The organism is Chitinophaga filiformis, assembly GCF_021646545.1.
Lineage (GTDB): Bacteria > Bacteroidota > Bacteroidia > Chitinophagales > Chitinophagaceae > Chitinophaga > Chitinophaga filiformis_A.
In genome coordinates, this window is record NZ_JAKIRP010000002.1 from 815,062 (window position 1) to 832,416 (window position 17,355).

12 protein-coding genes are annotated in these 17,355 nt (G+C 42.4%); all 12 read left to right on the plus strand.

Annotated features, from left to right (window positions below):
* The first annotated feature begins 1,063 nt into the window (after window positions 1–1,063).
* Complete coding sequence (locus tag L3C95_RS09550; protein ID WP_236387128.1) at window positions 1,064–1,984, plus strand: hypothetical protein; 921 nt, start codon at window positions 1,064–1,066, stop codon at window positions 1,982–1,984.
* 726 nt (window positions 1,985–2,710) lie between these two features.
* Window positions 2,711–3,385: a hypothetical protein gene (locus tag L3C95_RS09555; protein ID WP_236387129.1), complete on the plus strand. Its 675-nt coding sequence runs from the start codon at window positions 2,711–2,713 to the stop codon at window positions 3,383–3,385.
* 121 nt (window positions 3,386–3,506) lie between these two features.
* Window positions 3,507–3,800 carry a hypothetical protein gene (locus tag L3C95_RS09560; RefSeq protein WP_236387131.1) on the plus strand — a complete coding sequence of 98 codons (294 nt, stop codon included), beginning with the start codon at window positions 3,507–3,509 and terminating at the stop codon, window positions 3,798–3,800.
* Window positions 3,801–4,552: 752 nt separating this feature from the next.
* Window positions 4,553–4,873: a LytR/AlgR family response regulator transcription factor gene (locus L3C95_RS09565; protein ID WP_236387133.1), complete on the plus strand. Its 321-nt coding sequence runs from the start codon at window positions 4,553–4,555 to the stop codon at window positions 4,871–4,873.
* Between the two features lie 224 nt (window positions 4,874–5,097).
* Window positions 5,098–5,667 (plus strand): hypothetical protein, encoded by a 570-nt coding sequence (locus L3C95_RS09570; RefSeq protein WP_236387135.1) that lies wholly within the window; start codon window positions 5,098–5,100, stop codon window positions 5,665–5,667.
* Between the two features lie 68 nt (window positions 5,668–5,735).
* On the plus strand, window positions 5,736–6,110 hold the full coding sequence (locus L3C95_RS09575) for a hypothetical protein (RefSeq protein WP_236387138.1): 375 nt from the start codon (window positions 5,736–5,738) through the stop codon (window positions 6,108–6,110).
* A 545-nt stretch (window positions 6,111–6,655) separates the two neighbouring features.
* The gene (locus L3C95_RS09580; RefSeq protein WP_236387139.1) at window positions 6,656–9,970 is read left to right on the plus strand and encodes an RHS repeat domain-containing protein; all 3,315 of its coding nucleotides are present in this window, start codon (window positions 6,656–6,658) and stop codon (window positions 9,968–9,970) included.
* Between the two features lie 10 nt (window positions 9,971–9,980).
* Complete coding sequence (locus L3C95_RS09585; RefSeq protein ID WP_236387142.1) at window positions 9,981–14,339, plus strand: DUF6443 domain-containing protein; 4,359 nt, start codon at window positions 9,981–9,983, stop codon at window positions 14,337–14,339.
* Window positions 14,340–14,350: 11 nt separating this feature from the next.
* A complete protein-coding gene (locus L3C95_RS09590) occupies window positions 14,351–14,944 on the plus strand; it encodes a hypothetical protein (RefSeq protein ID WP_236387144.1) in 594 nt (197 codons plus the stop codon).
* Window positions 14,945–15,150: 206 nt separating this feature from the next.
* Window positions 15,151–15,471 (plus strand): hypothetical protein, encoded by a 321-nt coding sequence (locus tag L3C95_RS09595; RefSeq protein WP_236387145.1) that lies wholly within the window; start codon window positions 15,151–15,153, stop codon window positions 15,469–15,471.
* A gap of 114 nt (window positions 15,472–15,585) precedes the next feature.
* The gene (locus L3C95_RS09600) at window positions 15,586–15,888 is read left to right on the plus strand and encodes a hypothetical protein (RefSeq protein WP_236387147.1); all 303 of its coding nucleotides are present in this window, start codon (window positions 15,586–15,588) and stop codon (window positions 15,886–15,888) included.
* A 34-nt stretch (window positions 15,889–15,922) separates the two neighbouring features.
* Window positions 15,923–17,089, plus strand: a complete 1,167-nt coding sequence (locus L3C95_RS09605; RefSeq protein WP_236387148.1) for a transglycosylase domain-containing protein — start codon at window positions 15,923–15,925, stop codon at window positions 17,087–17,089.
* Window positions 17,090–17,355 lie beyond the last annotated feature (266 nt).

Genomic DNA, 17,355 nt, shown 5'->3' on the forward strand with positions numbered 1-17,355 from the left:
AAAATGTCAGAGATAGATTTGTCCTTTTGAATGCTTGAACGTAGCACTGTAAAGGAAACAGGATTATTATCCGTCCTAAGTAAATTCACTGCTTACTAGTTTTTAACGCCGTTGTTGCGGTTATTCTTCATCGATGATCAACAACTGGATAGGTACAGTCAAAGCAAATAAATCTTATTGGACTATTAGACTACCGATGGGGAGAATATTTTAAGTTATCAACTGTATGAGAATTACGCACAGAGCGGCCGCAATTTATACATTTCGAAACGGCCAGTCGTTAATTCTGTGTTAATGAGGCAGAAATTGTGGTCTAAGATTTATTAACCTTTCATTAATCCATTGTATTTCGGTTTTCCGCTGAGATGTTGTTCCGTTAGTACCGAAAGTTTTCGCTTAAGATGGTAGCGTGTTTTCAGATATAGTAAATGGCAAATTTTGTGATTCAAAGGTAACTTAATACGATTATCCCTTCCTACAGGATGGTTCGTCAAATCTGGCAACAACGTTTAATGACATAACAGCAGGAAGTTACATTTCCATAAAACTACGAGGCCGGATGAAAAATCAGGCCTCGTTTTTAATAATAACGCTACTGGTAACCGATTTTAAATATATTATACATAAATTGTATTTATCGCAAAAATATATTCATGATTTGAGCGGTGATAATAACAAACTCACTAAATTGCATTCTGTTATAGTTTTAATAACGTTAATCACCAATTGAAACAAAATGAAAACAAGACTCATTTTAAAGAGGCCATTGACCGATCTGGTCGACTTACCTGATCTCTCAGGTTTAAATTCAAATTCTTCTATTTCTACTTCCGCCAGCTTCTCCCTACTAGCCCTACTACCTCTACTAGCCCTACGACTATCCCTACTATCTCTACCAGTCCTACTATAATTTCCCCAGGACTCAGTTACCCCTTTTTCATAGCTTTTTAACGACTTCTTACTAATAAAATAATTCAACGCATGTAAGCATGTGCGCAAATGCCTTTGCGTGTACTTATCTGCTTTGAAGCTGTAATTATTTTTCACAATTAAATCTGATAGCATGCAAATGTTACATCATCTTGCATTCCTCATTAGCGAGGAAATTCCAAAACAATTAAGAAAATCGCCCGTTCTGCATCCGAGATTTATCAGCCAGGTAATGTTCGGAAGATTCCCTAAGCTTGAATCTCTGGAGAAGGAGTTTTTATCATCACTCAAAAGTTCAACAAAAGAAGAAACCGTCCGTATTGCTGTAAAGTCGTGTCAGTACAGCATTGTGCCATTGATGGACAAATTAATGCAATGGCTGCCGGAGTATGAAGCCGACCGGATGGACATCGATGATTCTCCTGATGAGCAGAAAAGATTATTCAAATTCCTTCACAAGCTGCTCTATGATCTGCACTTATACCTGGAGAGAAATTTCTACCGGTATATGGACGATGATTACAAGATACCGGCTTACAGCAGGCATTTGTTTCACCGGTTTATTATGGAAACTGTAGTGACAATAAAGAGCTCACCGCGTTTCCGCTCACTCGACGGCCGCCTGCAGCGTATTGTATCTGCTCCGCTGGAACTGTCAGTTTCAACATCAGCTGAAGAGTATCTCACTTACTGTAATCGTGACTATGTTGAAAAGTTGGCCAAACAATTACTTGCATTCGTGAGGAAAGGCAATGACAATGTCTGGCGCCTTTACAACCGGCTGCAATACATTGATTTCAACAGTGTAGAGTATGTGCGGTATTTGATCGCTGAGTTCCGGGAAGAGTGCAGTACCATCGCCAATAACAAGGAGAAGTATATATGGCTCATCGAACGGCGAAAGAAAATTGCGCATCAGCTGGTGGAGGAGGGGACATCCTTTCACACCGGTCAGAAGTCGCTGAAAGTAGTATTGGACGAATGGCTGAAATGGGAAATTTACCACACAAAAAGAATGTTAGATCTCGAAATGACCAGCAAACAGGATTGTTAATCACCGCTTACTAAACGTCTCAAATAACCAAAACATATGAATACCCAGTATCTGAATATCAATTTCATCCGGCACCTGAACGCATTTTACACACTTGTTCACGAGCACGAGCGACTACGTGCGAACGATATTAGCCTCTATATGGCGCTGTTTCAGTTATGGAATCTGGAACGTTTTCCTGTGTCATTAATCGTCAACAGGAGTTTAGTCTTAAAACTTTGCAAGATAGGTTCGCTCCACACGTACACGGAATGCCTGAAACGGCTGCATAATTTTGGTTATCTGACATATGAGCCGCCTCAGGGACCTTTTTCGTCCTGCGTGATAAAAATGGTTCCTTTGGGGAAAAACGAATCGCGTAGGCATGCCAAAAATGACACGCATATGTGTGGCAATAAAGACCCAGGTACGAGTGTCGATTTTGACACACATACGGTGTCAATTTTGACACACTTTAATAATAAACAAATAAACAATTTTATAAACGAGGGTAAAACAGCGCGCCCGCAAAAAAAAGTATAGATAAAATTGAGGCGGCGCCAGCGCCGGAATTAGAAGAAATATCTGTCTATTTCCGCGCCGCTGCCCAATCGGAAAAAGAAGCAGCGCTGTTTTATTTTCATTACAAAGCCATAGGCTGGACTATGAGCGGTACGCCGATCCTCGATTGGAAGGCCGCCGCGGAAAAATGGATCAGCCGAATTCCTTCATTCAAAAACAACACAATTGGACATACAACAACAACAACCGGAGGGCTCCGATCAGAAGAAGACAAACGTTACGATGAGCCCTTTTGATTATCACTACATGCTGACACAGGTAGAAGAGAAGGGAAGAGACCTGTATCGGTGCGATTTTACTATTGACGACATCGACCGGCCCGTCATCATGAAGCTGATCGCCTATTTCCTTCGTGATGGCGAAGTGGCCGCAAAAGAGAAAATTGACCTGCATAAAGGTCTCCTCTTGACAGGGCCTGTAGGGTGCGGGAAAACGTCCATCATGCGTATCCTGTCAAATTTCAGTTTGCCCGATCACCGTCCGTTCGTCAGATCTTCTCAGGAGATCAGTCTCGAATTTACAGATCTCGGTAATGACGTGATCCTGAAATATAGCAAGAGGGCATTTAATCCTTACAGAAGGATGCCACATGTCCATTGCTTTGATGATCTTGGCTTTGAACCCATCGTGAACTATTGGGGGAATAAGATCAATCTCATGGGGCAGATACTCTTCGCCAGGTACAATCTGATGCATTCCCATGGCATGATCACACATGCCATAACGCGATTAAACGCTGCCGAACTGGGAACAATTTATGGGGATCACTTACGTAGCCGCATGCGTGAGATGTTCAACCTGATTGCTTTTCAGCCGGAGTCGCGCGATAAAAGAAAGTAGTAGTTAACAATAGAGAGAAACAACGGCTGGGTAGTCTTGCCCGGCCTCCATTTTTAGTAAAGTGAAAATTACGTAAAACCCGCAATCCGGTTTTCTCTAATTTTAAATAAAAAATTTACTTATGGCAAAAACAAAAAACGCTTTGTTAACCGGTATCAAGGTTAGTAAGGCTGTATCAAACAAGGAGTTTGTAGTTAAAACAAGAAAGGGACAGACCTTTTTTACTAAGTATCCTGATATGAGCAATGTGGCCTGGTCGGCATCGCAGCTGGATGAAAAATCCAGATTTGCTGCGGCGGTGGCATACGCCAGAGAAATTGTTAATGACCCGGTAAGGAAGGCCACCTATAAAGTGCGTCCGGGCAGTACGGTGTATCACAGCGCTATAAAGGACTTTATGAGAAAAAGATCGTAATGCAGCACAAAGCGCCCCGCTGCTTACGATCTTTTTTACTTTTGCATTTGTATCATCCCTCATATTTCCTGCTTCTGAACAGCTATCCCCTGTCAGTGTTCGATATTTCATCCTCTTCAATGATGCCTGCGTTTTAATGAGATCTTGTTTTAGGTGAATTTAGCTTTCGTTCCGGTTCCTGTTTTCGCTTGTGTACAGCTTAATTTGCGCATCTGTAAAGCGCATAGTGAATTTGTAATTGATCTGTAAAGTTAATCCTGAATCTCCGCAATGAAACTGTAAATTTTTTTTCCGTGCAAATACCCTCTTGATACCGCTTTTATACCGCTAATCCTACGTTAATCCTACGTTCATGAACGTAGGATTAACGTAGGATTAGCGGTATAAAAGCGGTATCAAAACAGAGAAGGAAACGATAGAAATGGGTAGACCCTGACTTCGATTTTTTGTGTACAATTTGGGGAAAAAGCTTGCATTAAAAATGATCGGTAAGTTGTTGTTTTCCAGAAATTTGTAACCGGAATATGCGCATATACTACAACTCGTAACACATTTTAAAAACTTAAAACAACTTTATACATCATGAATTACTTAAGAATTATCGCATCACAGGCAAAAACCGTTGTTAGTGCATTAACAGCTGAATGTCGACTATCTCATGTATCCCTATCGCAGGGCTCAGAAGTCCTACGAGGACTACGTTTATCGATCTTTTACAGTACTTATTTGACATCAATTAACTTAAATACTATATGGAACAACCATTTCTCATACTTGCACAAGATACGACGCGTGAGATGATCGAAAAAGAATCGATCGTTTACGTGACCGTTTTAGACAAGTATATTCAGCTTAAGCTTACCGACAGCCGTACCCGTAGGGTAAGAACCAGCCTCCGGCAATTCGAGAAGCATCTTTCTCCCGACATTTTTCTCCGTATACATAAAAGATATATCGTGTGCATTCGTCATATCAGGTTTGTTGATATGGATGTTACTATGAAGAACGGAGATCAACTGCCCATCAGCAGAGAGTTTAAGGATGCCTTTTTAAGCCACTTCTGCATCTTTTAACATGTAGTTTCATCATCTTTCCGAACCCACGTTTTGGCGTCCTGTGGACACGTTTTGGCGTCCTATGGACATCGTCGAAAACCACGTAGATAATCGTGCTAATATTGTGTCAGCAATCGCGATCAACGGGGCTGCGCCTAAAGCAGGAGAGGGGCGCCTCCTGTTTGACCTGGTGATCATGATTGTGGTTAAACAACATTTTTTAATCACTAAAACTTATCACTATGGCATACGTAAAAGCGAATATTTTCACGAAAGGGACATCCGGCACAGTCGGAGATATGATGAACTTTCGCGTCAGAAAGGGAAAAACGGTAGTCGCCGTTAAACGCGGTCCCAGCACCAAACCGCCGACTGAAGAACAGCAGGAGACAAACGAGCGATTTATAATAGCGTCGCTGTTTGCGCAGGATGCGGTAAAAGATCCTGCCATCAAGGCGCTGTATCAGAAAGCTGCGAAAGGTGGTCAGACCGCATATAATGTAGCCCTCAGGGATGCAATGAATCCACCGGTTATTGATGAAATAAACGTCAGTGGCTATAAAGGAACCGTCGGTGATCTGATCACAGTCAAAGCAAGGGATGTCATCACACCGAAATCCGTAACAGTTGTCATCTTGTCGCAAGCTGGCACTGTGTTGGAACAGGGAGATGCCGTCATCAATACCAAAGACAGACGTTTCTGGGTGTATACGGTAACTGCCGCCAACGCGGCGCTCACCGGTACTCGCATAGCCGTTACTGCAACGGATATGCCCGGTAATACAACCAGGAAAGAGTCCGCGATTTCCTAGAGAAGCATAAACCAGCGCCCCGGTTCACTACCGGGGCGCTTTTTTTTCACAATTAAAAGTTATATGGTATGATAAATTTTAAGTGGTTATCTATATTACCAGCAGTAGGTTCAAACGTCAGAAGACGACATATAAAACGGCCGCCATATGAGGATGAAAGATCTGCAAACAAACCTCCGGATATCAGGCTCGTTATCACTGACTGTTATAGAGGGGCTATCAACGATGTTATTTATATGATTGTAAGAAATGTTGACCATGTTATGGTAAGTATCTTATCAGCCGAAGGAAAGGAGGTTGAAGGAGGGGCTGCGATGAATAGCAACGGCGTTTGGAGCTACCGGACTGCGGTTGCGAATCCGGCTTTTCCAGGAGGAAGGGTAGTTGTGAAGGCAGGGAATGTGTGGGGAGAGGAGACGGAGATGGGTGTTGCGGTGTTTTGATGAGGGAGGAACGTCTGGGCTGGCACCGGACGTTTCAGTATATTAAATCCCTCGGACTATGTTCGGCAGAATCAATTAGAAGAATTAAAAACTTATCTGGGTATGCAGATTGTGGAAAGACTGGCAGATTGGACATGATTGCCCGGTCTTTATAGCCAGGAAGCTGGAGCTGCGAAAGAAATAAACAGGTGTTGACTACACGCAAATACGATGCGTAGCATATGTCTTTCTTTGTGAGAGGGGTGATATTGTTGTGGTGTAACATACATACAACTAAGATGTTATGTATTTTATCGCATGGTTTGACCACCTTTGTGACTAGTTGAAATTAGATGTTGCCCAGTAACCCGTTCGTAGGTTCCTATACTTTGTTCGAGCATATTCATAATTCTCAATTTAGATCTTAGTCTGTAATAGCTATCAGGATTGTTATAAGGCAAATCCTGATCTGGCGAACATGATACATAAATGAATAAATGGGACACAAATCTTGCTATGCCGGAAGGCCTCTGTAAGAAGAAATGAATTAGCTATAAAAGAATCGGATGAGAAAACTCTTTATATCATGCTTATTGCTGGCCATTGGTACGCATGCTTTTAGTCAGGTGACCAACAATCTTAACCCGCAACTAGACAATCCTGTGCCGCCATCTCCTAATGCCGCGGCCTTTACTAAATTTGGTAATATACCGGTAGGACCCGCAACTGGAATTCCGCAGGTATCAGTACCTGTATATGAGTATTCAAATAAGAATACCGGGCTGTCCCTTGCGGTATCACTGGATTATCATGCAGGTGGGGTAAGGGTGGACGAAGTCGCGTCCAATGTGGGGCTTGGCTGGGCGCTGAATGCCGGTGGTGTCGTATCCAGGGTAGTGAAGGGCACGCCCGACGAAGACTATGACGGTTTTTTAAATACGCCTTATTTTGATGGAGCCACGGGTAATAATCCTGCCAATGCGCCTTCTTACAAGCCCTTTGTGAAAGCGTATAACAGGCAATTAGACATTGAACAGGACCTTTTTACTTTCAATTTCAACGGCCGGTCTGGAAGATTTGTGTATGGAAGGAATGGTGATATCTTAATGCTCGATGCGCTGAAGGCGAAGATAGAAAAGGAAGTGACCACTTTATCAAATGGTGAATCAAGAATAACAAAGTTTACGATAACGGATGAAAATGGTATTAAATACATTTTCAGCGCTTATGAGAGAACCTGGCTTCCCGGTGTTTCGTTTCATTCTCAGTTTAATTCATCGTGGTTCCTGACGGCAATATATGCTCCGTCAGGACAGGATAGTATTACGCTGGAGTATGATGATGTTCAAATCAATGCATATACTACCTCTGTAACAGAGACGGAAGTAGCCGATCTTTATCCATCCACCTCTAATACGGTCATGGACACCTATTCCGGGCATGACCAGGCGGTTTTTGGCAAGAAACTAAGAAAGATATCTCTGCCACAGGGACTTAATATTCAGTTCATTTATAGCGCCACTCCAAGAACCGACTTACTGAATGATTATCTGCTTTCCAGGATCTTGATACAGGACCCAAATAAACAGCTCGGGAGAGGCTATAATCTTCAGCAGGATTACTCGCTTGGTAACAGAGCCACCCTTTTAAAGGTCATACCGTTTGCGGGCTTGAATGCGGAAGTGCAGGATGCTCCATATCAATTTTTCTATAAAGGAGGCTTGCCGCCAAGGCTGGATAATCATCAGGACCACTGGGGCTATCCAACTTTTTGGGTGTTGTCAGAGAATGAACGGAGAATTCCACATGAAATTTTCGCACAGAATGTTGGCGGAGAATTTGAATTGCCGGGCGTTAACCGTGATACCGATTCTTCGGGATGCCAGGCGGGTTCGCTATACAAAATTATTTATCCCACGGGCGGTTGGACGGAATTTCAATTAGAGCCTAACCAGGCTTATGATGGATGGCTGGATAAGAGTTTTTCCGTTGTGGTCAATGATCCGCCATACCTTGACAAGATGCAATCGTTTAGTCTAAGTATGAACAATGGAACGCCTTCTTTCCAGGATACGTATTTTACCTTTAACGGAGAGCCCGAGAGTACTGAATTTACCTTATCCCTGCAGCCATCGGGTATTGGTCAAATTTGCAACGGCAGCTGCGCACTGAGGATTGAGATGTTTTCACCTGCTGGAAGTTTACTGGCATCGCGGGACTTTACCTCGCCGCTGACTCAGTCTTCTATAACCTTCTCCGTTCCGAATCTCGTGAAAGGAACACAGTACCGGATACGCTTTTATTATAATATGCTCCAGGTTAGCAATTATAGTGCGGTGGCGCAGTTGAAATGGCGGGAAAAACAGTCACAAACATCCCATACGGTAACTTACAGCCATAAACAGCCATTTGTCGGTGGACTGCGGGCAAAGAGAATCCTTGATTATGATGGCATTTCTACCAGTCCCGCTATGGTGCGAGAGTATGAATATAAGGGAGACGACAGCCTCTCATCTGGAGTTCTGGCAACGTATCCCACATATACATATACAACCCGATATGAGGGTTTGCTCAATGTGTCCATATCGAATGGTGCAACCTATGTAGGAGGGCCACCATTAATACGCCTTCGTCAAAGTAGTTCTGCGTATGATATAATATACACAGCTGGAAGCCCTGTCGCCTACAAGCGTACGGTTGAATATTTTAGAAATGGTAATAAAAGCAATGGGAAAATTGAACGCTTTTTTACATTTCCGAGCCGCGGTTCGAATGGCAGTTTCCCATTTGTACCCGCCAGCAATGCTACCTGGCTTTACGGCTCTGTACAGAAAGAGGTAGTATATGATGGAAGTGATAATATTGTTAAAACGACGGTCAATGCATATACGGATAAACTAATGCTGGATTACTCCAACCAGGCAACGTTGAATAATTTCACGTCCTATACGATTGCACCTGTGCTATATAATGTGCCGGACGACTATAATGATACTTATACTTCTGTTAAGGTGTCAGGCTATCCCGCTATTGGCTTTTTATATAACTATTATCTGCCTATCGCAGGAAGAAGGGATCTTGCAAGCACCAGTGTTACCGAACGGGATCCCGTATCAGGTCAAACCATGACTACTGTCAACACGTATGAATATGACCCGGATTTCTATTATTTGAAGAAACACAGGTTTACCAACAGTAAAGAACAGGAAGTGATGGAGGTGTATACCTATCCTGCAGATAAAGTGGTTGCCGGACAAACAGATCCCTATCAGGATATGGTTACCCGCAATATGATCAATCCGGTGATTGAAACAGAACTACAAGTGAGCCAGGTGAAGCAGAGAAAGCTATCTACGAATTATAAAAAGAACTGGCCTGACAATGCACTTGCTATTTTACCGCAAACGGTTCAGACACAATTCCAGAATACTCCTGCTGAAATACGGTTAAGATACGATGCGTATGACAGTAAGGGGAATCCAAAATCGGCAGGTCAGGAGAATGGAATGCTTACATGTTATATATGGGGCTATAATAGGCAGTTTCCGATAGCGGAGATTAAAAATGCTGATTATACTATTGTAGAAAGTGTTCTTGGAGGAGCAGCTGCTGTGTCAAGCTTTGGCAATCAGGTAAGTCCGACGGATGTGGCCATAAAAACTTTTTTGGCTCCACTTCGTTCGGATGCAAGGCTTAACAAGGCGCTTATCACTACTTATTCTTACTCCCCGTTGTATGGAATAAGTACCATCACAGATCCGAGTGGCAAGACAAATACTTATGAGTATGACGGATTTGGCAGGCTGAAGGTGATCCGGGATCAAAACGGCAATATCTTAAAACAAATCGGTTACCAGTACCAGGCACCTCTCACTAAATAAGCGAGTACCTATGAATTTTATTAAATACGTAATATATACAGGAGCATTGTCGGCAATATCAGCTATTTCTGATGGTGCCTTCGCCCAAACTAACAAGCCAGGTGGAACACGTAGTACGGCAACAGCAGTAACGGTTCCTTCAGCATATACTAATACGTCTGTTAACTATGTTCGCACCTGGGAGCCTGATATGCCATTAACAGATACAGCTGCTGTTATATCTACAGCAAGGAAGGTAAGGGAGGTGAAACAGACCACTCAATATGTGGACGGTCTTGGTCGTCCTATACAAACGGTTTCCAAGGGAGTCAGCAGTGGAGGAAAAGACCTGGTGGCGCCGGTAATATATGATGCATTTGGCAGAGAACAGTACAAGTACCTTCCCTATGTACAGCAATCTGGGAATTTCAATGACGGCAAGTTTAAGACTGATCCATTCAGTGCACAGAAGACATTTTATCAGAATGGGCTGCTTAATCCTGGAGTTGCAGGCGAAAATATTTACTATGCTCAGCAGGAATTTGAGCAATCTCCGCTTAACAGGCCACTTAAGGCTTATTCGGCTGGTAATAGCTGGGCCACTCATCCTGTACAGATGCGATACCAGGTTAATTCCGTTGCTGATTCGGTGAGATTATGGAACATTGGAAGCGTAATTCCGACCAGTACAGGTAATTTCGCCACGGGGCAGTTACAAAAAAATGTGACCGTAGACGAGCAAGGCAGTCAGGTGGTGGAGTATAAGGATAAGCAAGGTCAGGTACTATTAAAGAAGGTGCAGATAGCAAGTACTCCGGGTACCGGACATATAGGCTGGTTGTGTACCTACTACGTCTACGACGATCTGGGGAATCTCCGTTTTGTCATACCACCTTTGGCTGTGGAGGCTATAAAAGGGACATGGGTGATAAGTACAGCTATAGCTGATGAGTTGTGCTTCCAATACCAATACGATGCTAGGCAACGTATGGTAGTTAAAAAGGTGCCAGGTGCCGGCAGGATATTTATGGTGTATGATGTGCGGGACAGGCTTGTATTTACGCAGGATTCTTTGCAACGGACAAAACCCTCTATGGAGTGGATGGTAACTTTTTATGATGAGTTGAACCGTCCTACTATGACCGCCATTTATCAGGGAACTGCCACAAGAGATACTTTACAGGCAAGGATGAACAGAGCGGTATCTTCACAGGCTATTTCTTATGTAGCACCGGCACAAGCAGACGTGGCATTGTATAGTCATGACGGAAGTCCATTATATACCGCTACTAACAGCATTAGTATGTTGGACGGATTTGACTCTAACGTTGGAGGAGATACAGAAGTCAGGATTGACCCTGCGACAGCTGGTGATACCACAGTGATTACTGCTTCAAATCCATTACCCAATATATCTGCATCGGCCTTAACGCCTCTGACATATACGTTTTACGACAACTATAACTATTCAGACAAGTTGGCTTTTATGGGCACAGACACTGGAAAGTTGTTAGCTGCTGATACGTTATATCCTGAGAAGCTGCCGGTAGGTAGTCTGACCACAGGCTTGGTAACCGGCGGTAAAGTAAGGGTACTGGGGACTAACAAGTGGCTGACTACAACTACTTATTACAACGACAAGGGCCGTGCTATTCAGGTGATTAGTGAAAATAATCTGGGAGGAAAGGATGTGCTGACAACCCTGTATAGTTTCAAAGGAGCAGTATTGGCGACATACCTTCGTCACCAGAATCCTAAAAGCATTACGCCGCAAAGTACACTGTTGACAAGTATGACCTATGATCATGCAGGTAGACTGCTTACTGTGAGGAAACGGTTAAACGATGATGTGAGCCAGGAGAGGCTGATTTCTGCAAACAACTACGATGAACTGGGTCAATTGAAGCTGAAGCGTCTGGGAATGGGGACTACCGGAAGTGTGATTGACAGTTTAAACTATACTTATAATATCCGTGGTTGGTTGCAGGGTATCAACATGAACTTTGTAAACAGTGGAACCAGCACATCGAACTGGTTTGGACAGGAGCTGAGCTACGACTATGGATTTGATTCCAGTCAGTATAATGGTAATATATCTGGTGTTAAGTGGAAGACACGTGCGGATAGTGCCTGGGCTTATGGTTATAACTATGATAAGGCTAACCGTCTGACGGGGGCATATTTTAGTCAAAAAAATGGTGGAAGCTGGGCGCAGGATAAAAAGGACTTTACAGTTAGCAATCTGACTTATGATGTCAACGGTAATATCAAATCCATGTGGCAGAAAGGAATGGTGGGGACAAAGATTGACACCATAGATCGTCTGAGTTACACTTATTTAGCTAATAGCAATAAGCTTGCGGCAGTGGCTGATCCGAATCCAGCAAAGACGGCATCCGCCAAATTAGGTGACTTTGTGGATGGTACAAATACTGGTAATGATTATTTCTATGATGGAAATGGTAATATGGTAGCTGATTCCAATAAACACATAAGCTCAATTGTGTACAATCATTTGAATCTTCCTTCGGTGATTACAATCGCAGGTAAAGGGACCATTACCTATCAGTATGATGCAACTGGTAATAAGCTGAGTAAGACGGTACTCGATAATACCGGTAATCCTTCCAAAACAACTGTAACTGATTATGCGGGCAATTTTGTGTATAAACAGGACAGTCTTGAATTGATAAGTCATGAAGAGGGCCGTATTCGTCCGGTTTATAAAACAGGGACTACTGTTACCTATGCCTACGATTACTTTGAAAAGGACCATTTGGGGAACGTAAGAACGGTTTTAACTGATCAGACTGATTTTACGATGTATGCTGCTACAATGGAAACAGAAGTAGCAGCTCAGGAAGTGGCATTGTTCAGTAACGTAGAGGAGACCCGTGCGGAAAAAACATCCGGTTATCCTGACGATCAAACTACAGAAGAGAACAAGTTTGTAGCAAAGTTGAATGCGAAGGCAGGAGGGAAGAAGATCGGACCGTCGCTGGTGTTACGTGTAATGGCTGGTGATACGGTTCAAATCAACGCAAAAGCATTTTATAAGTCACAAGGACCAACGGATAATAATGGGAAGGCTCCTGTAGAAGATATGATAGCGGGTCTGGTACAGGCGTTTGGAGGCTCTACAGGGGGAGATGGATCACACGCATCCGAGGCAATATCTAACAATACTCCTTTTAATGCGGACTTCTATAACAATAGTTATCAGCGTTTAAAGGAGAAGAATAATGACGGACACTCAAGCCGTCCGAAGGCATATTTAAACTTTGTGTTATTCAACGATGATTTTAAATTAGTGGAGGATAATAGTGGAGTAAGGCAGGTGAAAGAGAGCCCGGATGAGCTACAGGAATTGGGAGTCGAGAAAATGGCTATTGAAGAGAGTGGATTTTTGTATGTTTATACGAGCAATGAGAGTCAACAGGATGTGTTCTTTGATAATGTCGTTTTGGGCGTGAATAGTGGGCCGTTGTTGGAGGAGACGCATTATTATCCGTATGGATTGACGATGGCGGGGATTTCTACGAGTGCGTTGAAGGGCATGAATTATGCAGAGAATCGACTAAAATATAACGGAAAAGAATTGCAAAGCGGGGAGTTTGGAGATGAAGGGGGATTGGAATGGTATGATTATGGCGCGAGAATATATGATCAACAGCTAGGAAGATGGCATGTGATAGACCCTCTTGCGGAGCAAATGAGGAGGCATTCGCCCTATGATTATGCGTTTGATAATCCGATAAGATTTACTGATTCTGATGGGATGGCTCCGACTGATATAATTCTAAAGGGGGATGCTAAGTTTATAGATTTGACATTTCGCGATTTGCAGCGATTGACGAGTGATAAATTGATATTGCTGCCTTCAGGGAAGGTAGAAATCTATAATATGTCGAATTCCTTGACCGCAGTAGCGGCTGGCACACCTGAAAGAGGCAATTTAGTCGTTGCCGGTGGAATTAAGACCGAAGGAACAAATCTGTTGAAAGAAGTAATTAACTCTGAAAAAGTAGTGTCTATTACCGAAGCTATGTATGGAAACAAAACGACTCCAGAGAATGAAGATGATGCCTATCTCAAATCAGATGGTAAAAAAAGTGATGGCAGTAACACAACGATATACTTTAGTCCATGGGAGAAAGAGGGTGGAGTTGATGTAAACGGTGGTACAGTGAGACCGCCATCCATCGGCTTAGGCCATGAGCTGAAACATGCATTGAATATGGCAAGGGGAATAGCAGATGATAAGTCGTCTGGAAAAAAAGACAAAGAAATCACAAATAAGGTCGAAATACTTTCCGTTGAAGAAGTTAATGTACGAATATTCGAAAACAAGCTTCGCGAGGAAAATAAAGTACCAGCGAGAATTTTATAAAACGTTTTATTGTGAATAAACTTAATCGGATTTATTTTATAACATGCTTTTTATTTGCTGCATTTATTGTATCCTGTACTGATAATCAGCCGCCAGTATGCAATTTGAATAAACAATTAATAAATTGGAGTTCTGTTACTAAAAGTTCACTGGATTTTAGTAGGTATGGACTTGACTCCCTTGATAGAACATCCTTTGTAGATTTTATAGCACCTTATTTAAAAGATATCTGTTTTGATCCTCGTCACCCCATCATTATCATCGAAGCATATTTTGAGGGCGAGATCTCGACTCATCAGTCATTTGTTTTATGGAACAATGGGTCTGATAGTTGTCTTGCTTTCGGGGCGCGACGTGGGATATGGGAACTGGGTAATCGGTTTAGAGTGGAAAATGACTTAACAGATAAATGTCTTCGTTTGGTTGATGAAGCAGCGACTTCAGAGAAATATAAAATAAGAAACTCTAGATATCTAATTATCACCATTATTGACCAAAATGGCATTAGATTACGAGGTATTGAGGACGGATTTTCAGGAGAGAAATATCTAATATTAAGAGAACTCGAACAGCGAGGATGGAAAAATGTAATTAAGAAATATTAGGCTCAATCCGTGATAGCTGATCATTAACTATATACCGAACAGCTGATGAGGCGGGTTTTGCATTTTATGTGCCCAGGAAAGGAGCGTTTTCGATTGCGCTGTGCAAATTCCGTAAGGTGGGGACTCAACAGTTTGTTCAGATATAACAGGACAGATAAGGCGAGTTTTTGCGCCGGCTGTGGTAACAGACGAAATCTCTAGTCGATATGAACGGAAACCGGGATTCTTTAAGCGGGCTAATTACTGAGCTTATTTCAATTCTTACCATCGTTAAGGAGAAAATTACTGATGATTCAGATTTAATCTGGACATCTTATGAAACGCATATAGAACTGCGGGAAGAGATAGACAGATGTATATACCAGTTACAACAGAACCATGAAAGAATCCTTGACGAGATAAAAATCCATTTTGCCCCAACAAGCGTCTTTCAGGAACAAGCAATGTCAAATGGATGGACTGAAGAATATCGTGCATTAGCTGAGCGCTTTGACGATGTGTATGAGTTGTTGAATAGGTATAGGTGATACACAGAAAGCGAATTGATTCCACCCAAAATAAACCCGGCTGGTAATATGCGACAGCTAATATTAGTATTTATTGTATTGACGATGACATGTTGCAATCGTAAACAATGCTCGGTGGATTTAACTGCCAAGAGCGATTTCGAGCACCAGCTTAATATTGTACGCAGTTTTCAAAAGGGGAAAGCAACATATGTAGAAGATTATCGTTATGCGCTCTTTTACTTAAGCTTTACCACTGGCCTATTTACCAAAGCTGATTATAGCAGTACAATAGGGTATGAAACGCGTAGTGATTTCAAGAAGGATATGAAAGCATGGCAGGATTGGTATAAGAAGAATAAATGCGAGTTTAACCAAAACTATATTGATAGTGTGTTAAGGGAACACAAGAATAGTATGTCCACACACAGGCATTAAGATTTCTAATTGTATCTTCGGTAAACCTATACCAATGAAATCAACAAAAATGAGAAACTCTGTTAAAATATTATGGTTCACAGCCTTGGGGGGAATGGTCTTTTTCATTTTAATGCTACTGCTCATAAATTTCGGGATAATAGGCAACATAATGTCACTGGAAGATTTGGAGAACCCAGGATCAGTGAAAGCATCCGAGATAATTGCAGAAGATGATACTGTGGTAGGCAAGTATTATAAGTCAAACCGTTCTTACTCTAGCTACGATTCAATTTCGAAAAATCTGGTCAATGGACTTATCGCAATGGACGACGTGCGTTTTTATAATCACACGGGCATTGAACGCGGACACATTATGGACTTCCCTTTGTACCTGTTAATAGGTAAAACAAAACATGGTTCCGGCTCGATCACCCTGCAACTAGCCAGGAGGTTACTGGTAAACAACGGTGGAGCAGATATTGCAACAAATGCCATACAACTCAGCTTCCAGAAAATGCAGGAATGGTTACTCACAGTAAAACTGGAACGTCATTTTACCAAACAGGAAATTATCGCGCTTCATCTCAATACAGCGCTTTTCGGTGATACCATATATGGCATTGAAAATGCTGCCCACACCTTCTTTAGTAGAGATGCAGGTCACCTGTCCTTGGCAGAAGCAGCCACCCTTGTTGGAATGCTAAAGGGAGGGAAACTGTACAATCCTCTCCGGAACCCGAATATTTCTCTCATGCGCCGGAATGTTGTGATTGACCAGATGGAGAGAAGAGAATTTATAACTGAGAAAGAAGCTGAGGATGCTAGAAGCCAACCGATCACTCTCCGGTATAATAAAATCGACTGTAATCAGGGTCCTGCTTCTTATTTCAGTGACGTGTTACAGGAAGAACTAACAGACTGGTGTAAAGAACATAAAAAAGTAGACGGCTCGGCATACAATCTTTACGAAGATGGCCTGAAAATTTATACCAGTATCAATCCACGAATGCAGATGTACGCGAATGAAACGGTAACCCCTCTCCTGCAAGGGGTACAGAAAAGACCTAATCAGCAGTCCAGTATCAAAACGAATAGTCTATGGTACAAATGGCCGCAGTTGGGTGACATAGATGATACAATCATCGTACCGATTGACTTCATGCCAAAACCTTTTTATATTATCCGTATAGAAGACAGGTACGGTAACAAAGTTAGGTAATTCTACCACCGGTAAGATGCAGTTGGTCGGACGGATACCTACGCTTCTGTCCCTTTCAGTTGCCTTTTTGCCCACTTCGATACTTTTTATTTGACACAACAACCCGAATGTTTAAGATTTGTATTGTAAATGAAAACGTAATTGTTTTCTATTATTAACAGAAAAAAACAAGTCGCGAACAGTATGCGGCAAGTTGTAGGTTTAAGTATCGGCCTGGTAGTATTACCGGGCTTTGTTTTTTTGCTATGAAAGCGAGTAGGGCGACT